Annotated in this window: 19 protein-coding genes; 14 read left to right on the forward strand and 5 right to left on the reverse strand. The window is 32.6% G+C overall.

The features are described from left to right. Window positions 1-65: 65 nt before the first annotated feature. Window positions 66-941, reverse strand: a complete 876-nt coding sequence (locus J2X17_RS18040) for a lysophospholipid acyltransferase family protein (RefSeq protein ID WP_310301241.1) — start codon at window positions 939-941, stop codon at window positions 66-68. A 112-nt stretch (window positions 942-1,053) separates the two neighbouring features. On the opposite strand from J2X17_RS18040, the gene J2X17_RS18045 reads away from it, so the two are divergent. Both J2X17_RS18045 and J2X17_RS18050 read left to right on the forward strand, forming a co-directional pair. Next, complete coding sequence (locus J2X17_RS18045) at window positions 1,054-1,701, forward strand: rhomboid family intramembrane serine protease (RefSeq protein WP_310301243.1); 648 nt, start codon at window positions 1,054-1,056, stop codon at window positions 1,699-1,701. A 52-nt stretch (window positions 1,702-1,753) separates the two neighbouring features. After that, window positions 1,754-2,443 (forward strand): SIMPL domain-containing protein, encoded by a 690-nt coding sequence (locus J2X17_RS18050; protein ID WP_310301245.1) that lies wholly within the window; start codon window positions 1,754-1,756, stop codon window positions 2,441-2,443. A gap of 115 nt (window positions 2,444-2,558) precedes the next feature. Here J2X17_RS18050 and J2X17_RS18055 read toward each other — a convergent pair whose 3' ends face one another. Further along, entirely contained in the window at window positions 2,559-3,461 is a 903-nt protein-coding gene (locus J2X17_RS18055) for an AraC family transcriptional regulator (RefSeq protein ID WP_310301247.1), read from the reverse strand. A gap of 580 nt (window positions 3,462-4,041) precedes the next feature. On the opposite strand from J2X17_RS18055, the gene J2X17_RS18060 reads away from it, so the two are divergent. The 3 genes from J2X17_RS18060 to J2X17_RS18070 all read left to right on the forward strand — a co-directional run bounded on the left by J2X17_RS18060 (window position 4,042) and on the right by J2X17_RS18070 (window position 7,667). Continuing rightward, window positions 4,042-5,037, forward strand: coding sequence for a BstXI family restriction endonuclease (locus J2X17_RS18060; protein ID WP_310301251.1), 996 nt, complete (start codon window positions 4,042-4,044; stop codon window positions 5,035-5,037). Window positions 5,038-5,266: 229 nt separating this feature from the next. Then, window positions 5,267-6,535: an MFS transporter gene (locus J2X17_RS18065; RefSeq protein ID WP_310301253.1), complete on the forward strand. Its 1,269-nt coding sequence runs from the start codon at window positions 5,267-5,269 to the stop codon at window positions 6,533-6,535. A 52-nt stretch (window positions 6,536-6,587) separates the two neighbouring features. After that, window positions 6,588-7,667 carry a Ppx/GppA phosphatase family protein gene (locus tag J2X17_RS18070; RefSeq protein WP_310301256.1) on the forward strand — a complete coding sequence of 360 codons (1,080 nt, stop codon included), beginning with the start codon at window positions 6,588-6,590 and terminating at the stop codon, window positions 7,665-7,667. 192 nt (window positions 7,668-7,859) lie between these two features. Here the strand turns inward: J2X17_RS18070 and J2X17_RS18075 are convergent, their stop codons facing one another. Together J2X17_RS18075 and J2X17_RS18080 are read right to left on the reverse strand one after the other, a co-directional pair. Then, window positions 7,860-9,128, reverse strand: a complete 1,269-nt coding sequence (locus J2X17_RS18075) for a hypothetical protein (RefSeq protein WP_310301258.1) — start codon at window positions 9,126-9,128, stop codon at window positions 7,860-7,862. A gap of 77 nt (window positions 9,129-9,205) precedes the next feature. Further along, a complete protein-coding gene (locus J2X17_RS18080; RefSeq protein ID WP_310301260.1) occupies window positions 9,206-9,583 on the reverse strand; it encodes a hypothetical protein in 378 nt (125 codons plus the stop codon). A 744-nt stretch (window positions 9,584-10,327) separates the two neighbouring features. On the opposite strand from J2X17_RS18080, the gene J2X17_RS18085 reads away from it, so the two are divergent. Beyond that, window positions 10,328-11,026 carry a DUF1826 domain-containing protein gene (locus J2X17_RS18085; RefSeq protein ID WP_310301263.1) on the forward strand — a complete coding sequence of 233 codons (699 nt, stop codon included), beginning with the start codon at window positions 10,328-10,330 and terminating at the stop codon, window positions 11,024-11,026. 277 nt (window positions 11,027-11,303) lie between these two features. Beyond that, window positions 11,304-11,744 (forward strand): outer membrane beta-barrel protein, encoded by a 441-nt coding sequence (locus J2X17_RS18090; protein WP_310301266.1) that lies wholly within the window; start codon window positions 11,304-11,306, stop codon window positions 11,742-11,744. A gap of 133 nt (window positions 11,745-11,877) precedes the next feature. Here the strand turns inward: J2X17_RS18090 and J2X17_RS18095 are convergent, their stop codons facing one another. Then, a complete protein-coding gene (locus J2X17_RS18095) occupies window positions 11,878-12,801 on the reverse strand; it encodes a hypothetical protein (RefSeq protein ID WP_310301268.1) in 924 nt (307 codons plus the stop codon). Window positions 12,802-13,221: 420 nt separating this feature from the next. Between J2X17_RS18095 and J2X17_RS18100 the strand changes: the two genes are divergently transcribed. The 7 genes from J2X17_RS18100 (at window position 13,222) to J2X17_RS18130 (ending at window position 19,575) form a co-directional block, all read left to right on the forward strand. After that, window positions 13,222-14,418: a BamA/TamA family outer membrane protein gene (locus tag J2X17_RS18100; RefSeq protein ID WP_310301270.1), complete on the forward strand. Its 1,197-nt coding sequence runs from the start codon at window positions 13,222-13,224 to the stop codon at window positions 14,416-14,418. A 445-nt stretch (window positions 14,419-14,863) separates the two neighbouring features. Further along, window positions 14,864-15,055 (forward strand): cold-shock protein, encoded by a 192-nt coding sequence (locus J2X17_RS18105; protein ID WP_310301271.1) that lies wholly within the window; start codon window positions 14,864-14,866, stop codon window positions 15,053-15,055. A gap of 238 nt (window positions 15,056-15,293) precedes the next feature. Then, on the forward strand, window positions 15,294-16,130 hold the full coding sequence (locus tag J2X17_RS18110) for an STAS domain-containing protein (protein WP_310301274.1): 837 nt from the start codon (window positions 15,294-15,296) through the stop codon (window positions 16,128-16,130). A gap of 15 nt (window positions 16,131-16,145) precedes the next feature. Then, window positions 16,146-16,544, forward strand: a complete 399-nt coding sequence (locus J2X17_RS18115; RefSeq protein WP_026985227.1) for an STAS domain-containing protein — start codon at window positions 16,146-16,148, stop codon at window positions 16,542-16,544. Between the two features lie 34 nt (window positions 16,545-16,578). Then, on the forward strand, window positions 16,579-16,941 hold the full coding sequence (locus tag J2X17_RS18120; protein WP_310301277.1) for an anti-sigma regulatory factor: 363 nt from the start codon (window positions 16,579-16,581) through the stop codon (window positions 16,939-16,941). Next, the gene (locus J2X17_RS18125; RefSeq protein ID WP_310301279.1) at window positions 16,934-17,947 is read left to right on the forward strand and encodes an ATP-binding protein; all 1,014 of its coding nucleotides are present in this window, start codon (window positions 16,934-16,936) and stop codon (window positions 17,945-17,947) included. Before J2X17_RS18120 ends, J2X17_RS18125 begins: the two co-directional genes overlap by 8 nt. Before the next feature lie 5 nt (window positions 17,948-17,952). Further along, window positions 17,953-19,575, forward strand: a complete 1,623-nt coding sequence (locus J2X17_RS18130; RefSeq protein ID WP_310301281.1) for a sensor histidine kinase — start codon at window positions 17,953-17,955, stop codon at window positions 19,573-19,575. Window positions 19,576-20,039: the final 464 nt, after the last annotated feature.

Here is a 20,039-nt window from a genome sequence, read left to right on the forward strand (position 1 = left end):
TTTCATCATTTTCATTTAAAAAAAAATACCTCTTTCTTATTTTGAAAGAGGTATTTTTTTATCAATTAGTTCTGAACACGATGTTTCCATCTTTTGTGCGTCCATAAATAATATTCCGGAGCTTCATAGATTTGTTTTTCGACCTCTCTCAAATATTTTTCTGTGATTTCAAAGTTTTCGTATTCCTTCGGGTTATCAGCAATCGGAACAATTGAAGCTTCATAATAGCCTCGACCGACTTTTTTTACTTTAATAAAAATAACACTCAGGTCATATTTCTTTGCAAGCATTTCTGCTCCTGTGTGTACCGGAACTTCGATTCCCATGAATTTCATAGAATGAAAAATTCTGTCCAGTTTTGGAGATTGATCGCTGGCAAGACCATAAAGACTTAAAATTCCGTCGCGTTGGTTTTGGGCCATTAACGGAATTGCTTTTTTAGTTTCTACCAATTCAGCATCATATTTACCTCTAATTTTTCGAACCAGTTTATCAAAATAAGGATTCGCAATTTTTTTGTAAACACCAACGCCGTTAAAAATCATTCTTTTATTCAGTGTCAAAAGCCATTCCCAGCTTGCATAATGCGAAGCTACTAGAACAACACTTTTACCTTTTCTTTCATATTCATGAAAAAGATCCATGTTAGTAATAACAAATCTTTTTTCCATTTCTTCAGGAGAAATGCTCATCGTTTTGATCATTTCCAGAAACATATCGCACATATGCTGATAAAATTTCCTTTCGATTTCTCTTCGTTCTTTCTCACTTAAATGTGGTAAAGTAAGCGCGAGGTTTTCACGAACTACTTTTCGACGATATCCAATTACGTGATATACAATAAAGTAAATACAATCTGATAAGAAGTAGAATATTGGGAATGGAAGTATAGAAATAAGCCAGAGAAAAGGGTAGGCCAATATATAAACGAGAAATTGCATGTATATTTTTTTTACAAAGATAAAGCAAAAATGGATAACCATTGATGTTTTGGTTTGGGGTGAACTTATGTTTGAGAATTACTATATTTACCATTCACATTAAACATTATTTATGAATACCGTAAATACCATTTTGGTTGGGATTATAGTTGCCAATGTTTTGATTAGTTACAAAGGCTTTAACGATCTTGCTTTTTTTAGAAAATATGAATTTCACGTTGGAAGTATTCGCTCCGGCGAGCAAATCAGAATGCTTTCTTCTGGTTTTTTACATGCCGATTTTATGCACTTGGCATTTAATATGCTAACGCTTTGGTTTTTTGCACCTGTGGTTATACAATGGCTTGGTTCTATTTCATTTGCCTTGATTTATTTTGGAAGTTTGATTTTTGGAAGTTTACTCACTATGCTTTTTCATAAAAATGATTATAGTTATCGTGCCGTTGGTGCTTCGGGAGCTGTAACGGGAGTTTTATATTCTGCAATTTTGCTTCAGCCTGATATGATGTTGGGAATTTTTGGTGTTATTCCGATGCCGGCTTATCTTTTCGGAATTTTATATTTATTGTATTCGATTTACGGAATGAAAGCGAAAAATGATAATATTGGTCACGTAGCTCATTTTGGTGGCGCTATAGGCGGTTATTTGATTACATTGGTAAAAGAACCTTCGTTAATTTTGGATCACAGCTCAATGGTTATCTTGTTGGCAATACCGATTGTGATACTTTTTGTTATGGCTAAATTGGGGAAATTGTAATGATGGCACAACTTTTGAAATAACGTTATCAAATAATTTAAATATCACAATAATGAAAAAAGTAGTATTATTTTTAACAATCATGTTTATGACTATGTCTTACGGCCAAGAAACCAAACAAATTCCTCAAATCAATGTAAATGGAGAAGGAAAAGTAAAGATAGCTCCAGATCAGGTTTCTATTTCGGCTACCGTTGAAACAAAAGGAAATAATGCTAAAGACGTCAAAAAGCAAAATGACGAAAAAATGGATGCGGTTTTAAAATTCATTAAAAAAATGAATATTCCAACTGCAGATTACAGAACGAAACAAGTTGCATTAAATCCGCAATATGACTACGAAAAGAAGAAAACAAGTTATAATGCTGTTCAGACTGTAGAAATTTTATTGAAAGATTTATCTAAGTATGATGAAATAATGGAAGGTTTGGTACAACAAGGAATCAATCGTTTAGACAAAGTTTCTTTTGAATCATCTAAATTGGCCCAGTATCAATCTGATGCAAGAAAAATTGCGATGAAAGATGCTAAAGCAAAAGCCGAAGATTATGTTTCAGTTTTAGGACAAAAAGTTGGTAAAGCATTTGTTATCTCTGATAACTCACAAATTTACCACCCACAGCCAATGTACGCTATGAAATCAATGGCGATGGATAATGCTGAAGGGGCTTCAAACGAAACATTAGCAATTGGAGAAATCGAAATTACTGCGAATGTAAGTGTGAGTTTTATTTTAGACTAAGAAAGGCTATAAATTCCAAATATAATAAATTCCAAATTCCAACTTAAAAATTGGGATTTGGAATTTTTCTTTTTAAGGCTATTGCTGGTATTTCATAAAAATATTCCTTAAAAAATTATGAGGGTTTTGATTGAGGAGAAAAACGATATTGTAATGGCGATATTTTCATGTGCTTTTTGAAGAGACGGGAAAAATAATAAGGATCGTCATATCCCAAATCAGCGGCAATATTTTTTATTTTAACCTCCGAAGTGATCAATAATAAACAGGCGTGTTGAAGTTTTAAATGTATAAAATAGTCCAATGGTGACATGCTAGTCGCTTTTCTGAAAAGTAATGAGAAATGAGAAGTCGATAAATCATTCATTACGGCCAAATCTTCCAAAGTAATTTTTGCGGCTAATTTAGTTTTCATATAAGCAATCGTCTTGATTATTAGATCTTCTTCGTCCTTCTTTTTTTCATTGACATTTTTCTCTGGAAATAAAAAGGAAGAAACAAAATGGTATAAGCATAAATTTGCTTTACTAATATTTTCTTTACCATATCCCATTTCCAGATTTTTATACATCGAATCCCAAAGTTCTATTCCTTTTTCGTTTAAAGAAATTTGTCGAGGTCCATCAAATAGGCCAATATCGAAACTCTTGTTGAAAGTATTAATAGTAGTGCCACTAAAATGAATCCAATATATTGTCCATGCATCATTTTCATCAGATCCATAACTGATTTGTTCTTGTGTTGCCGGAATGATAAAAAATTGGTTCGGTCGAACTTCGTAACGTCTGTCTTTAACGGTATACCATCCTTTTCCGCGCAAACAATATATTATAATATTATCCGGACACCCATTTTTATGCTCCCTGTAATGATAAGTTGCTTTAGGAAAATAACCAATATGTGTTATGTACAAATGGCTTAATACCGGATTCTCTTTTATAGCTTTTTTCCAAATGTCATCAGGCAACGATATTAATTTTTCGCCCCGAAATCCGTCCCGTTGTTTAAATGTCTTCATGTTAATTTTTAGATATAAAAAAGCATTTAAAACTAAATTACAATAAAAAAGCAAGAAAAAATAATAATATAGTGAATCATAATAATAAGATAGTCCATTTATTTTAAGAAGTGAATAAAATAGATTTGTTTTTATTTAACAAATGTTTAATGTTGTTGAATTTGGAGAAAAAGAAGATTTTAATTCATATTTGTTGAATTTTATAAGAATTATTTTATGTTTGAAATTGCAAAATACACGTTATTAGATTGTTGTGAAAAAAAATCTGTTAGATGTTTTTACAAAATAGCTGTTAATTAAAGAATGTGATTATTTAGAACTAATCTAAAAGTTAAACATTTTTAACAATAATAGCTAATTCTCTTATAAAAAAATGCTTTTTGATTTTTTTTTGCGTCCCAAATTTGATTTTATTGCGCTTTCAAGAATTACCTATACGCCTACAATTTAGCCCCAGTCTATTCAATAGTTAAATTGCACAAACCATCAGATAATGGATTTATTCATTGCAACAACATTTGCTAATGTGTTTCCATGTCTGGCATATCTAATTAACCAAATAATCAACCTACACTAATCTATGGCAAAAAGACTACCCAAACTACCACCTTTACTGCAAAGTAAAATTTACAAAACCGGACAAACAAGAAGTGCGAATGATGATGTAATTTTTCAGAACAGAGCCAATAGAAACGGTACTGTTTTGATACCTTTTGAATCTATTCACTTATTTGATATTTCTGTATTCACTTCTGACAGATTTGAAAGCGGGTTTATTGTTGTCCTTAGTCCTGAAGAGTATTATACAAATCCTGAGGCATTAAACATAATGAAGGCCAGAAAGTTAAAACTTGGCGTTAATGCCATTTTATCTTATGAAACAAGGGCGCAATGGAATGAATTTAATCCTTATAAAAATAAGTTAACCGTAGCTGAAAAGCGAACAACTCCTATAGATGGGCACTTTGTTGCAAGGATATTATCGTCAACCTCAAAAGACGAAGAGAAAATTATTCTTGGTTTTAATACCAGTAGCTGCAAAGGCGCCGGAATCAGAGTGGCGGAATACGCTTCTCTTTTAACGATAAAATCCTGTCACTTACAATTAGAATATTTATACTGGCTCTGTTATGATTCTAAGGAAGTGGCACTTAGTGCAGGTATGACAGAAAGTGAGATCGAAAATAGAATCGCAGCTATAACTACAGCTTGTAATAATCAAAAATTAGCTAATAATGAACGGCTTTACAAGACTCGAATTATTGATAATGTTCAAAACACGATTTGTCCTCTTTGTTTAAAAAAGTTAAGTGCAGAGGCTTTTCTGCTTAACTTCTTTGATTCTTCTGAAAAATCTTCTGAAAAATCAGATAGCGATAAAGATATTAGCCCGATTAACCTTTTTTATATTAATCAGCTAAAAACAGGAGAATTTAATCATTCTCCTTATAATTTGGCTTGGGGGCATCAAAACTGCAACATGATTTGTAAAGAAACCGGAGTAATTGAAACTATTAAATGGATGAAAGAAGTAGTGGTAAATACCATTATTTTCAACAAGGACGCATCTAATTAAGGTTAAAAATTAAATCAACTATTTAGAAAAAGCTATTTGCATTAAGCTGGTTTGTCTATAGGTTTAAATTACTGATTAGAGGGCTTTCTGTATCTGGATCATAAGTCGCTTTCTACATTAATTATTCAAGGTTATTAAATTTAAAACCCGAATAGCGACTTTAAAAAAGCGGTCTTTTGATTTATTCTAAAGGAATATCAAAAAAAAATAAACTTCAAAAAGAAAAAATATGTTTAGCGGGTTAAGAAAAAAATATATAGAAAATTATAGTGGTTTTCCAAAAGAGATCTGGATTTTGGCATTAATAACCTTTATAAACAGAACAGGTACTATGGTTATTCCGTTTCTCTCCAAATATATGCGAGAGAATCTGCATTTTGAATATAATCAGATAGGCTGGGTTATGGTTTGTTTTGGTGTTGGATCTTTTATAGGTACATGGCTAAGTGGTGTGCTATCTGATAAAATTGGATTCTACAAAGTGATGATAGGGAGTCTTTTAGGAAGTGGAGGTATCTTCTTTATGTTACAGTATACGGCATCATTTGAAGGTTTTTGTATTTCAATTCTTTTATTAACAACTATTGCTGATATGTTCAGGCCGGCGATGTTGGTATCTTTAAATACATATACCCGAAAAGAAAACAAAACCAGAGCGCTGGCTTTGGTAAGGGCAGCAACAAGCCTGGGCTTTTTATTTGGTCCTCCTTTAGGCGGTCTTATTATTGTACTAATAGGGTATAAATATCTTTTTTATGTCGATTCGGCAACATGTATTCTGGCGGTTTTAGTTTTTGTTCTTTTAGTCAAAGAAAGAAAACTACCATTTAAACTCAAAAAACACAATATAGGAGTAGATAAGTATGCGATATTAAAAGATAGAACTTTTTTAATGCACATGTTCATTTCGCTGATAACAGGGATTATGTATTTCCAGGTATTTACCACTTTGACGCTGTATCACAGAGAGCAATTTAATTTATCAGAGGTAAACAGCGGCTTACTATTAAGTTTCAGCGGTATATTAACATTACTGTTTGAATTGCCTATTGTCAATTACGTAGAAAAAAACAGAATCAATAAGCTGAATGTCATTATGCTCGGTTTATCATTTATGGTTCTTAGTTATATTCTTCTGTTATTGAATGACAAATGGTACGGAATATTGTATGTAATGATGTTTTTCATGACTCTTGGGGTAATGTTAACTTTTCCTTTTGCAAACTCATTTGCCATGACCAGATCGCATAACAATCAAGAGGGCAGATATATGTCTGTTTTTACCATGAGTTTCAGTCTTGCGCATGTGTTAAGTGCAAAGACAGGTATGGAAATCGTAGAATATGCAAGTTATAAGGCAGATTTCATATTTATGAGTTTAATTGGTTTATTAGCTATTTCGCTTTGTTATTGGTTGGTAAAAATAGTTGAAAAAGAAACAATAGAAACTAAAATGAAAATAGTGCAATCTATTTTTGTTGATAAAAGCAAGAAATGATAAGCTGTTTTATACGAAAATTAGCTGCTCCTATTATTAAAAAATCACCTTTATGATGAAAAAATATATTGCATTAAAAGCCATAGTTGTTTTTATTTTTTTAATTCCTTCGGGTTTAATTGCACAAGAACTCTATGCCGGAATTGAAGTAGGAAGTAAGGGCGTTAAAATGTCAGTGATAAATGTCCAAAATATAAAAAAAGGAAAATACGAAGTAGTTGATTTTTGGACAGAAAATATTGCTATTGCGAAAGGGATATCTATTGATGGAAATTTAGCCGCAAATGATATTGATACTGCCTTTGATGTTGTAGTGAAAAATTACACCAAACTGCGTAAGGAATTCAAAATTGAAGAAAAGAAAATCTTTATAGTGGTATCTTCGGGGGTAGGAATGGCTAAAAATGTAGATGTATTACTCCAGAAATTATATGTTTTTACTAATGTGAATGTCGCAATAATTACTTCTGATACAGAGGCAAAATTATTATTAAAAGGATGTATTCCGCCAAAAGAGTATACTGATTCTTTGATTCTTGATATTGGCGGAGGAAATACAAAGGGCGGGTATGTGGAGAAATTCAGTGAAGATGATATTTTGGTTTTTTACCCAGTAACATTAGATTTAGGTACAGTAACTTTTACAGAGAAAATAAACAAAAAAGCAAAAACGAATTCCATTGAAGAATTTAATGAATTATTAATCAATGCATTACCTGAATTAAGAGAGCAGACAGATCGTTTGTATCAGCAAAGTCCGAAAATTTTTAACAAAGACAATATCTACATGTCCGGAGGTGCAGTTTGGGCATTCTATACGCTTTATAAAGGAAATGCTGCAATAGAAAATTTTAGTCCATTTGAAATTAAGGATGTTGAAGCTTACAATACCTTATTAAAAACGGATTATGCAAAATTTGAAACGTTAGCATCGCAAAACAAGGATGCTGAGAAAGTTTTAAAAACCTATTCTCAAAAATACTTAATTGCAGCAAATTCAATATTGCTAACTTTATTAGAGCAAATGCCTGATGCAAAATCTAAAAAGATCTATTTCACGAAACAGGGGCAGATGGCATGGTTGCTTTCTTATATTGCTGATTCTGCCAAAAGAGCAAAAAACATTCAGTAAAATTAAAGTATTTTTCAAATAATACCTTGTGTTGAATTGATTGAAAATAAGCGATTTAAAGCGTTGTAAATAATGATTCAGGCGTTAGTATAAATGATCAACGGATCTTAAATAAATGAGGTAATAAAAGAAACCAGTAATCTACAGATTACTGGTTTCTTTTTTCTTTTTTCTTTTTTCTTTTTTGAAATATTAACTTCTTTTAATTCTAAAATCAGGTTTCTTTTTCATGGATGTACTGGCAAATAATTCGTCATTTTTGAGTTTAATATATTCTATTCCGAATGGTTTTTCCTGATACCAGTTACTGATAAAAGAATTGTAGTAGGTATTTTGAGTTGTTCCAATGACCTTTGTGTCATTAATAAGCAGATCTTTTAAAACTATTTGCTCTAAATATTCATTAGAAATTGTAACTGTATCTGAAAATACAATGAGGTGGCTAAATCCTGATATTACTGAATTGGTTAATGTTAAAAAGGTGTTTTCACGAATTAATATTGCTTCGTATTTAAGTCCTTGAATTTCAGTTCCAATATCTTCAGTATGCATCATGGTAAAATTTGAAGCATTTACCCTGGTCATTTCTTTTTTACTGTCTAAAACCTCTCCTTTTCTTGTATCAACAGTTTCCATTTCAAAACATCGCGATCCGTAGCTATCCGATATGAACGGACTTCTAATCGCGATACTGTTAGAAATATTGCATTGAACTCCCTGCGTAAAATCAAAGTCATCATCGGCTGATCTTAACGAAACCAAATTGTTGGTGTTGATATATCCACCGTAGAACTGGAAGGAATCCTCATCAGAAGAAGTTACCTGAATATATTCTAATTTGGTTTTTCTCCCAACTCCGGCTAATGATAACCCATTAATAGGTTTATTGGCACTAGTTTTTTTTCCTGAAAATTCAATTCGAACATATTTTAAAATACCCGAGTCACTGTCTTTGTTATTTCCGCCATAGAGTGCTTTTTGTGGGTCAAGATCAAAATCTAAAGAACCAATTCCTCCGGTTTTGTTTATTGGAGCATCTCCTAAAATGATAATACCTCCCCAATCACCAGGTTTTCTATCGCCTGAAGCTTTGTTAGAGGTAAAAACGATAGGGTCAGTTTCGGTACCTTCGGCAATAATTTTGGCACCTTTGGTAATTATTAATGAGGTTAAAGTCTCGGTATCACATCTTATTAGTGTGCCTGACTGAATTGTCAAAGTTACATTTGGAGCCACATAAACGTTACCGACCAATACATAAACATTTTCTTTTTTTAAGGTCATGTTTGATGTAATGACTCCATTGATTATCATGGAGGCTTCATTATAGTTGGTAGTTTTAGGATTAAAATTTGTCCACATATTCAACCAATTGACATCACCATTGATACCTTTAGTATTCTGTGCATTAATAAGTAACGTGAAAGTAAAAAATACAAGTAACAGTAATTTCTTTTTCATAACTTCTTTTTTTTAAAATTTATTTTAAAAAAAAGGCCAACCATTAAAAGTCAGCCGTTTTACCAATTCTAAATCCATTATAATTTAGAAGCAATTTCTTTTTTATATTTGTTAAGGATGGATTTCGTCATTCCTAAGTTTGCCTTAGTTGAGTCAACCGCAAGGTAAATCATATACAAATTATTATCAGAAATATCAATGATGTGAATTTGAGATGACAGCGTAATCATAATATCTGAAACAACCTGATTCTTTAATCCTAAAGCACTAATCGCATTCATTTTTGCTTTTACAACTTCAAGGTTGAAAGCAGATGCTAATTCAGGATCAAAATCTGCAACTACAGATTGTGAAAAGTATGACATTCCGCTTTGAATTTCTGCAACTGAAACAGCGATGAAACCTGGTACATTTTTTTCTAAATCGTCTCCGAATTGTTTTAAAAAGTCTGACATAATTGTGGGGTGTTAAATTGTTAGTTAATTTGTTTTTTCAACTTCATTGTTGACATTGCAAATATATTTTTAAAAACATTTTGAATTCTTTTCAGTTTAAATTGATTTTCTGATTTTTTTGTATTTTTTTTTGAATTTTATCTTTTTTTTATCAAAGTTTTTCTAAAAATATTGATAATGAGGTATTTGCGTATTGTGATTTTATAACCATTTGGTGGTTGTTTTTTTGTAAAATTCAAATCGCTTACTTTTTGACTTTAAGTATCTGTTTGTTAGTGTTTTATGTATTATTTTGTTTTGCCATCAGATGGTGTTATAATTATAAAACTTATTGATTTTTATTGTTTAATAAATTGATATTGTGGTTGTTGTGTTTTGTTTTTTGTTTTTTTACCCTTTTAAAGGTTTTGTTTTGATAGGAAAAAGCCTTTCTATACTACGAAAGTGTTCTATAAAAAGGTAAAAATGGTCTAGCTCAGTATAATTATATAATGATAACTATAAAATTGAGGTTTAATTTTAGAAAAATAAATGTCATATAATAGAGAAATCACATGTGAAGGTTTATACCTTATTTCAATTTTGGAGAGTGGTGGGAAAACTTTCCGATGTAAGTGGAGGAGAAAAAAGTTTTATTTGTTGAACATTTTTTATGGTTGAATAAACGGATATAAACGCTGTAACTAACTACTATTTAAATAATTTTGTAATTCATAAAATAACTAGTTTCTTAATAAATAAACTATGAGCAATACATTTTCTGCCAGTAACCAAATTGGTACAGTATTTACTTTCTCTGAGCTTGTGGGTAGTGATTTCAGGGGAGAAATGAATGCGCTATGCTGGCAAAGAAATTTGGATGGCGATTTTAACGAGATCGTAGCCAAGCTACGTATAAAAGAAAATATAACAGAAGTTTATCCTGAAGATCTAATCGCACTCCGATTAAGCGAAGAGGGGAATAGAGCACGGGAAATAATCTTAAATGATTTACAATTATTAGCTGATTTTGGAGCTTCCCCCTCTCTCAATTTACTGAAATGTTATGAGCGTGATGATGAATTTGATTTCATATCGACTGATGTGTATTCGTTTCATGTGGATCGTTCTCCTATTGCAACAGATACTTATTTATGCACATATTATGGAGCAGCAAGTGATATAGTTTCTAATACGCAGGCGGAGCAAAAAGTTCTAATTCCAGAAATCCGGTCAAAGCTAAAAGAACTGCATAATGGACCATCGGAAGAATTCGAAAATTTTTTGAAGGAGAATTACTTTGATTTACATTATCAGGTTCATGAGGATGTCGAACCTATTAATTTGGGGTTGGGACATCTGTGGCGCCTTGCCGTGGACCATCCAAAACAGCAAGTCCTGCCTTGTATTCATAGGGCACCAGTAGAAAATGAAGGCGAATATCGCTTGTTATTGATTTGCTAAAGAGCATTGTTGAAGCTGGAATTTACGCTTAAACTATAGTGGAGTCTCTGATTTGGAAACAAAAAAATAGTAGGTTGTGCTGGGGATTGGAAACGATTTATTTGAAAATTTTAGATAATGTTATTATTGAATTGTTTTAATATTTTGCATATTAATTACTAGATTTGATATAACATTTTGACAGGTAATTAATTATGATATAAAATACATTATATTTGTATGATTTTATTGAATAATTATAGTTAAATTTGAGTATAACATTTAAAAAAAAATTATCATGAGAAAAATCGCTCTATCAGTTTTTGGAATATTGTGTTTTACAACTGCTTTTGGACAAGCCAGAAAAGAATTAAACTTTGGTCTTGTCGGTATTAATTATGAGATACCTGTTCATAAGGACATTACTATTGCTCCAGGTGTTGGAACCAGCCTAGATCTTGATTGGCTGAATGTAGGAGTAAAGGCAAATTATTATTTTGATCATGTATTTGGTATTACCAATGATGCATGGGATGTGTATGCAGGCCCTAATGTTGGATATACTTTTGATATGAGAGATGATAATGACAATAATGGTAATGATGAAAGTGATATCAATTTTGGCCTTCAAGTTGGAGGACGCTGGTTTTGGAACGAAAAATGGGGTGTTTATGTAGAACTTGCCGGTGGTAACGTTTCTGGATTCTCTCCTGGAATTGGATTGACAATGAAATTGTAATAATTAAAGCTTTTATAAATTGGAGTTTTAAAAATTTAGATTTTACCAATACAAAAAGTCCTGATGAAAATCAGGACTTTTTTTGTGAAGATTTGAAGCTTGCGTTTGAAACTATTGCGGCTAATGTTTCGTCTTATTTTTTTTCTAACACATGGATGACTTTATTCTTGGTATCCCATATTGTAATATACTGTGATAAAAAAGAATGGTCAAGAGTGAGTGTATTTTTTTCAGTTATTCCCAAGGGCTTATGGGCGGGGCTAGAATCTTCTTTTTCGATACCATAAAGATTTACGGTTAAACGTTTATCGATTTTGATATTATACCAATTGTAGAGTGTGCTGGGTTCGTCGTAAAAATTTTCAATATCTCCTTCATTTTTCAACTTTTCAAAATACGAATCCTCTATAGTAAAACTACCTTTTCCTCCGGCTGTGTCAAATGTCAATAAAAGATCCACTCCTTTATATTGTATTTTGACCATTGGGTGATTGTCTAGTTTTCGTGTAAAATAAGGCAGCGAGGTAATGTAATTTTTATGATTTTTAATGTCATTCCAATTTTCACTATCTTCTTTTTGCTTATAAAAAGTGAGTTCGTTTCTTAGGTAATCTATTTTAATGTCGTAGCCTTTAAAATAATCAAAACCAATCTGACCAATAACGCTGGCTGAAATAGGCTCCAGAAAATCAAAATTATTACCTCTTATATTTTTTAGGGATTTATATTCATTAGTTCCAACTTTGATTTGATCAATTAACGGATATTCGAGTACTTCATATTTTTGTCCGCTCGCCACAAATCCGGAACCTACTGTTTTGGATTCAACTCCAGTCATTTTTTTAGAGTGGAGGGAGAAAGCTTTGCTATTTCCTGTATCAAACATCCAACGACCTTTTACGCCATTGATTTCGCCATCAATAAAAGGCCAATCGTTAATAAGGTCCACCGGAATTTTTACTACATCTCCTTCTAAATAAATGCTTTTATTTTCTTGAGCATAAACATTCAAAGAGGCAGTGACAACGAGGATAAACAAGAATTTTAGTAGTTTCATTATGATTATATTTAAAATAGGTTTTTAGTTTTTGCCTTCTACAATTTGAATTAGTTCTATCTGTGCTTTTGCCAGTTTTGTATTTTCAGTGTAGGTTCAAAATGTCCAGAAGAAATCTGTCGTTCAAGTTCTCTATGATATATAAATGTCATTTTCTAGCACTGTTAATTTGTTTTAAATGAGGGTTGTAATTCTGTTTTTATCAAAAATAAGTAATACTTTTTGATAAAAACAGAAATTAACAACTGCTAATGTCAAATTCGTTGTATTTAATGCCGTTCAAAGTTGTTTTTGATTTATAATTGCTTGATCATTAGTAGATTTTTGTTGAATAAAAATCGTTTTTAAATTTGTTTATGCTTATTTTTGATAGTTAAATTTTTACAATTATTATTTGCCTCTATCCAAATTTAATTTCAAATGAAAAGAACCTTCTTTCTCTCTGCATTTTTATTTTGTACTTTATATGTTTTTTCATTTTCAAATAATGAAAAACCTTGGCACTTCAAAAAGGTAATAATTACCCCAATACTACTTAGCAGTTTGGATACGGTTAAAAAGGCTGATACCGTCAAAAAGAAAGAAAAAAAAGTTGCCTTTATGCCTATGCCGACATTGACTTACGATCGTTCACAAGGAGCAGGAGTTGGGGTGATAGCTATGGCGCTTTTTAAAGCCGACAATTCAAAAAAAGTTCCTCTTTCAAGAATTATGGGGGTTGGCAATTATGCCACGAATGATTCTTACTATCTTATGTTCGGGACACGCCTTTATCTTAAGGAAGATTACTGGAGAATAACTGCGGCAGCCGGATATATAAACTATAATTTTCAGGCGTTTATGGATTTTGAAAACGGGGACATGGGAGGCGCAACAGGAGTTTATGAAACCCCTTATACAACAAAGGGAGCTTTATATGTATTTGCGTTACAGAGAAGGATTTTCGAAAATTTTTATTTAGGAGTCGGCGGATTTATGATGAGGTCGGATGTAACTATCAAACTTCCGGATAATACCGAAGTGGTGGATCCTAACGACACCAATTCGTTATCTATCCCCATTAGTTATGATACCCGAAATAGTGTCTATAATCCGAGTTCTGGTCTTTTTATAGATGCCAGATTTTCTACAGTACCCTCCTGGTTAGATAATGATAATGATTTCATTAAAACAATGTTATATGTAAATTATTATAAAGGAATAAGTGATCACAAAATTTTGGCCAGCCGATTTGCAATGAAAGCCAACTTTGGAGATGTTCCTTTTGCATCCCAGGATTATATTGGTCAAACAGATTTAAGAGGGTATACCCAAGGGGAATATCGAGGAAATCAAACTTATACTGCCCAAACTGAATTTCGAAATAATTTTTATAAAAAATGGGGATATGTTGGGTTTGTCGGACTTGGAATTGCCTATAGAAAATCTGAGGAGGGAGCAGCAGCAGGGGATTGGTATAATTCTGGAGCTTCCTGGAGCAAACCATTACCAAGTATAGGGGCTGGTGCTCGTTATCAGGTAATCGAAAAGGCCGGTCAAAAAGTAAATGCAGGAATTGATGTTGCCGTTGGCCGTGGGGATTGGGGGTTTTATTTTAGACTGACTGAGGCTTTTTAAAATGGTGTATCACATATCTAAAACTACGGAAAAATCTTTCAATTAAGCTACTTCTTTGCGGCAAAAAAAGTAGCCACTCTAAATTGCTTTTGCCACGATTCTGACACAAAACTTTTGAGTGTTTTATACTGTTTTATGATAGAAATTATTATCTTTTTTATCAGTAATAGTTTTTAACTCATGTGGTTCTGCGATTTTAAAGTTACTCTCTTGTTTGTTCGATCATAGATAAATCTATTAATTATCAAAAAGAAGATTGACACTTTTCTAGATCCAAGATGTAATAATTGAATATGCAAATTTAATTCTATTTCAAATGTATTTAATGAACTCAAAAAATGGAGACTTGATGTTTATATAATTTCGATTCAATGTTATATAATTCTCACATGATCCATTTGCCTAGATTTATTGTACTATATTTATCCACTAAAAAGTAAAAAAGATGCAAGAAGGTACAGTAAAATTTTATAATGAAGAAAAAGGTTTTGGTTTTATAACACCAAAAAATGGAGGAAGTGAAATATTTGTCCATGCTACAGGTTTGTCAGAAAGTATTCGTGAAAACGATCAGGTACGCTATGAAGTGGCTGATGGAAAAAAAGGCCCTAACGCGGTAAATGTAACAGTGATTTAATAGATTAACTGACGAAACATATAAATAAGTCTGCCAACTGCAATTGTCTTTCAATATCTCTTTTCGGTTTTAATTTCTGCAATAACAGATGTGGAATTATTAACTGAAAATGAAGAATTTGAGTTGTTTTTAGCTACGTTAGCTCGTACTTATTATTTTATTTTTAATACATCATTTCTCATATTCCGTTTTTTTAAACGTTATATTTGTTAAGAGAAAATCACAAAAATTATACCACATGCAAAACAATTTCCTATCGGGCTTAAAGGAGCACGAAAATAGTCTACTAAAAATATGGTCACAACTTCTAATTGAGAGTGGATCAGATGATGGCGCAGTAGAAGAAGAAGAGTCGAAAGAATTTGCTTCCCTGATTTTAAGTGCATTAGCATCATTAAAGGGCAAATTTCAGGATTCACCAGAATTTGAAAAAGTAGAGGATTTAATTGTTGGTATTTCATCTTCAAGAGGAAAACGTGGATTTTCACCGAGAGAAAATGCTCAATATTTGACTACTTTCAAACAAGCATCTTCACAAATCCTTTCAGAACTGATAAAAGATTCAGAACAATTATATCAGGCAAATTTACAATTGAATGAGATTCTTGACAATATGACTATTATGACTTTTGAAGCCTACATGAGAGGAAGAGAAGATGTGATATCAAGACAGGTAGATGAAATCAGCGAAATTTCAACTCCTGTTATTACTGTATGGGATGGCATAGTTGCTTTGCCGATTATTGGAACTTTGGATAGTTCAAGAACACAGATTGTAATGGAAAATTTATTACAGCAGATTGTAGATACTGGAAGCTCAATTGCTATTCTTGATATTTCTGGTGTTCCTGCAGTTGATTCGTTGGTAGCGCAGCACCTTATCAAAACTGTAAGCGCTACACGATTAATGGGAGCAGAATGTATTATTAGCGGTATTCGTCCTGAAATTGCACAGACAGTAGTGCATTTAGGGATTGATCTTACCGGTATTATAACTAAGGCCACCCTTGCAAGTGCTCTTAAAACAGCATTTGATATGCTGCAGCTTACTGTTGTTAAAAGAAAATTAGTTTAAGATTTTATAATCGATATGGAGAGAATTCCTATACTAAAAATGGGTGATTTTCTGCTTGTTACCATACAAGTAGATTTGTACGACCAACTTGCAGAAAATCTTGAATCAGATTTAATTAACACCATAAGTAAACACAGTTCAAAAGGAGTGTTAATTGATATATCGGCTGTTTCTATAATCGACTCTTTTATGGGGCGTATTTTAGGAAACATCGCTGTGATGTCTAAAATAATGGATGCACAAACAGTAGTTGTCGGAATGCAGCCTGCTGTCGCTATTACACTTGTTGAACTTGGATTGTCCTTAAACGGAGTTATAAGTGCCCTTAATGTTGAAAGAGGTATGGATCTACTGCGCTCAAAAATGCACACTAGCGATAATGAAGAGCAGGATTATGACGACGATAACGAATAGCAAAGAAGAAGCCCTAATTATAAGAGAACAAGATGTGGTGCCGTTACGCAACCGCGTAAAAGAGTATGGGGTAAAAATTGGCATGAGCATTTTAAATCAGACCAAATTAATAACGGCAACAAGTGAACTTGTTCGTAATCTCTTGAAATATGGGGGAGGCGGTAAAGTTATCATTGAATCGGTCAGTAATGGCCGTGATAATGGAGTACGTGTCACTTTTATTGATAAGGGACCAGGAATAGCAGATGTAACATTGGCCATGAAAGACGGGTACAGCACCGGCAAAAGCTTAGGATTAGGGCTTCCAGGTACTAAAAGACTCGTCAATGAATTTGATATTAAAACAGAACTAGGCAACGGAACTACCGTTACTATAACAAAATGGAAAAATGGATAATACGTTTTCCAGCTATAAAATTGACGATCGCAGTCTGATTGCTTTTATAAAAAGAGAAATACACAACCTCGCACTTCACATAGGATTTACACCGCACAGAGCCGCTGAGACCGATATTATTGTTGCAGAATTAACTTCTAACCTGATCAAATATGCAAAGGGAGGAGAGCTGTTGTATCGTGCTAATTTAGAAGGCGACCTTAAAGTAATCGAAATTTATTGCCTTGATAAAGGGGTGGGTTTTGAAAATTTAGCCAAAATAATGAATGATGGCTATTCTTCATCCAACACACTTGGTCATGGATTGGGCTCAATTAAGAGATTGAGTAATGATTTTCAGATTTATTCCATGAAAAATTGGGGATGTGTGCAATATATAAAAATTGCCGAAAAGTCTGATATTTTATTGCCTTCTTTGCAGAGTGGTTTAAACTACGCTGCAATTGCAATTAACTATCCGGGTGAAAAGTTTTGCGGAGACGGCTATCATATTAAATCATCAAAAAAAGGTTTTCAAATATTTTTAGGCGACGGATTAGGACATGGCGAAAATGCAAATGAAGCCGTACAATTGGCCATTAAAGCATTTAAACAGTCTTTAGAAACTGAACCTTCAGAAATATTGAGAGACATTCATGCAAAAGTAAAAAAGAGCAGGGGACTTGTCGGGACAATAGCAGCTGTAGATTATAAGTCGGAATTATGGAATATCTGCGGGATTGGCAACATAAGTACGCGTGTTTATGACGGACTCGACAATAAAACCTATACTCCTTATAACGGAATTATCGGTCATAATATTCCACGTACCTTAAATAATACAATTGTTCCTTACAAAAAACATCAAATTATTGTCATGCACAGTGATGGATTGCGCACCAGATGGAATCTAAACGAGATGACTTCAATAGTAAAACAGCATTCAGGTATAATAGCCTCTGCAATACTTAAAGAAAATATAAGGGGTACAGATGATGCATCAATTCTTGTAGGTAAAATAATGTAAGTGCCATGAAAGAAATCATAAAAATAAATCTTGATAACGAAATGGACTTGATACTTGCCCACAAGCGATCCATGAAAATTGCCGAAATGTGTGGCATGCCTTCATCATTCCAGACGAGATTTTCTACAGCGGTTTCTGAAATTGCCAGATGTGCAATTGCAAAAGGCAAAAATTCGTTGTTAGTACTTTGTATAAATACTATTAAGGCAACACAAAAACAAATTGTAGCAATAATTACTGATAGTGTTGATTTAAAAAGTAGTAACCCGGAGGCTTTTAAGTACGCTGGTAAAATATCTGGAGATATCGAATACAATTTTAAAAACAATCAATCTACCACGAAAATAATTCAGCCAGTATTTTCGCCGGGACTTCTTTCAGAAATAAAAATTAAATCTTTTATTGATTATTTTAAGTTTGAGCCACCTCTATCTCCTTATGACGAGATTAGGAAAAAAAACATAGAATTGATAGCACTTTCAGAAAAATTAACTGAAAGTGAAAATCGATACAGAAAATTAGCTAATACAATTCCGATTTTGATTTGTGAGGTCAATGACCGAAATAAAGTGCTTCTATATAATGAATCATTATTACATTATTTAAAAACTCCTCCAATCAACTTTGAAAGAAAAAATTTGATGAGTTTTGTTCATCCCGAAGATATTGAAATAATTATCGAAGGCTGGAATAAGGCAAAAACAAATCGATCTTCTTTTTCCGGAGAAATACGAATTACAGACACATTTGAATACCTGTGGCATCTTGTTAGTATGATTCCAAATAAATCAGAAGACGGCTCTTTTAACAGCTGGCTGGTTTATTTTACAGATATCAATGCTCAAAAGATGATCGTTGAAGCATTGAAAGATAATACGGAATTGAAAATGATTCAGCGTGAATTAGAAAGCGCCAATTCTAAATTACTTTTTAAAAATAAAGAGCTGGAGCAGTTTGCCTATGTTGCAAGCCATGACTTACAAGAACCACTTCGCAAAATTATGATTATGCTTTCCCGCGCAGGCGAACAATTATCAGATGAGCAAAAGAAGCAATTTTATTTTGACCGAATGACGTTATCAGCGACGCGATTGTCAGAGTTAATTACTGATGTTTTGAATTATTCCAGAATTGATAACAGCAAGCAAATTTTTGAAGAAGTAGACCTTAATGAAATTACTGCTGAAATTTTAAGCGATTTGAGCATGATCATCGACGAAAAAAATGCTGCAATTACTATAGAACCATTACCGAGCGTGTTAGGGCTACATACCCAGTTGCGCCAATTGTTTTACAATCTTGTAAATAATGCGCTCAAATTTAATACAACAGTTCCTTTAATTACTATTTCTGCCGAAATTGTGCCTGATAGCAACAATGAATTAGCTTTGTCTGGCAATTACCATATTATATCTATTTCTGATAATGGTATTGGTATTGAAAATCAATATTCAAACCGTATCTTTAATATGTTTCAACGATTGCATGAAAGAGACCAATATGGTGGTAACGGAATAGGTCTTGCCCTTTGTCGACGTATCATTGAAAACCATAATGGATTAATTAATTTTACAAGTACCCCTGGAAAAGGAACTATTTTTTGGATTTACTTACCAAAAAAACAATGATTAATTTCATTTAAAAATAGGAGTAGAATTATTTATAATAAATTCCAATTTAAGCAAATTTTTTCGCATGAGCTGCATATGACCCGTTGCGGCGATAAATCGAATTGAGGTTTTTTATTCAGCAAATAAAGTATACTGCATCTGTATTATTTTCGGTATGCTAATGCGAAACTGCCAATCCATAAGTCTCGATAAAAAATTGCACTTTTTGCATATTGGATAGTCTGCAGCAACTGTATGAATATATTCAGGATGCAAATTATCAGCAAGCCATTCAATATCTACATTATAGCGTACATCCGTTTTTCCATATAATTCATCCTGAAATAGTACTCTTATTTCAGTACTCTAATTTTTTTCCTTAAATTTTTATCTGCCGTCCATGGACACTGCACGTCCAAATAGTGCAATGTCCGGAGCCAGTCCTGCAACTATAATTAGTTTAAAACAATTTCATCAAGGAG

It is taken from the genome of Flavobacterium aquidurense (assembly GCF_031458035.1).
GTDB classification, from domain to species: domain Bacteria; phylum Bacteroidota; class Bacteroidia; order Flavobacteriales; family Flavobacteriaceae; genus Flavobacterium; species Flavobacterium aquidurense_C.

What these genes read in the sequence shown, in the direction of transcription:
- J2X17_RS18080 (WP_310301260.1), bottom strand. Translation starts at nt 9,583, where the DNA reads ATGTCAGACTTTTTAAAACAATTCGGAGACGATTTAGAAAAAAATGTA.
- J2X17_RS18060 (WP_310301251.1), top strand. Translation starts at nt 4,042, where the DNA reads ATGGCAAAAAGACTACCCAAACTACCACCTTTACTGCAAAGTAAAATT.
- J2X17_RS18070 (WP_310301256.1), top strand. Translation starts at nt 6,588, where the DNA reads ATGATGAAAAAATATATTGCATTAAAAGCCATAGTTGTTTTTATTTTT.
- J2X17_RS18065 (WP_310301253.1), top strand. Translation starts at nt 5,267, where the DNA reads ATGTTTAGCGGGTTAAGAAAAAAATATATAGAAAATTATAGTGGTTTT.
- J2X17_RS18045 (WP_310301243.1), top strand. Translation starts at nt 1,054, where the DNA reads ATGAATACCGTAAATACCATTTTGGTTGGGATTATAGTTGCCAATGTT.
- J2X17_RS18125 (WP_310301279.1), top strand. Translation starts at nt 16,934, where the DNA reads ATGGATAATACGTTTTCCAGCTATAAAATTGACGATCGCAGTCTGATT.
- J2X17_RS18050 (WP_310301245.1), top strand. Translation starts at nt 1,754, where the DNA reads ATGAAAAAAGTAGTATTATTTTTAACAATCATGTTTATGACTATGTCT.
- J2X17_RS18090 (WP_310301266.1), top strand. Translation starts at nt 11,304, where the DNA reads ATGAGAAAAATCGCTCTATCAGTTTTTGGAATATTGTGTTTTACAACT.
- J2X17_RS18110 (WP_310301274.1), top strand. Translation starts at nt 15,294, where the DNA reads ATGCAAAACAATTTCCTATCGGGCTTAAAGGAGCACGAAAATAGTCTA.
- J2X17_RS18130 (WP_310301281.1), top strand. Translation starts at nt 17,953, where the DNA reads ATGAAAGAAATCATAAAAATAAATCTTGATAACGAAATGGACTTGATA.
- J2X17_RS18040 (WP_310301241.1), bottom strand. Translation starts at nt 941, where the DNA reads ATGCAATTTCTCGTTTATATATTGGCCTACCCTTTTCTCTGGCTTATT.
- J2X17_RS18100 (WP_310301270.1), top strand. Translation starts at nt 13,222, where the DNA reads ATGAAAAGAACCTTCTTTCTCTCTGCATTTTTATTTTGTACTTTATAT.
- J2X17_RS18105 (WP_310301271.1), top strand. Translation starts at nt 14,864, where the DNA reads ATGCAAGAAGGTACAGTAAAATTTTATAATGAAGAAAAAGGTTTTGGT.
- J2X17_RS18055 (WP_310301247.1), bottom strand. Translation starts at nt 3,461, where the DNA reads ATGAAGACATTTAAACAACGGGACGGATTTCGGGGCGAAAAATTAATA.
- J2X17_RS18115 (WP_026985227.1), top strand. Translation starts at nt 16,146, where the DNA reads ATGGAGAGAATTCCTATACTAAAAATGGGTGATTTTCTGCTTGTTACC.
- J2X17_RS18095 (WP_310301268.1), bottom strand. Translation starts at nt 12,801, where the DNA reads ATGAAACTACTAAAATTCTTGTTTATCCTCGTTGTCACTGCCTCTTTG.
- J2X17_RS18075 (WP_310301258.1), bottom strand. Translation starts at nt 9,128, where the DNA reads ATGAAAAAGAAATTACTGTTACTTGTATTTTTTACTTTCACGTTACTT.
- J2X17_RS18085 (WP_310301263.1), top strand. Translation starts at nt 10,328, where the DNA reads ATGAGCAATACATTTTCTGCCAGTAACCAAATTGGTACAGTATTTACT.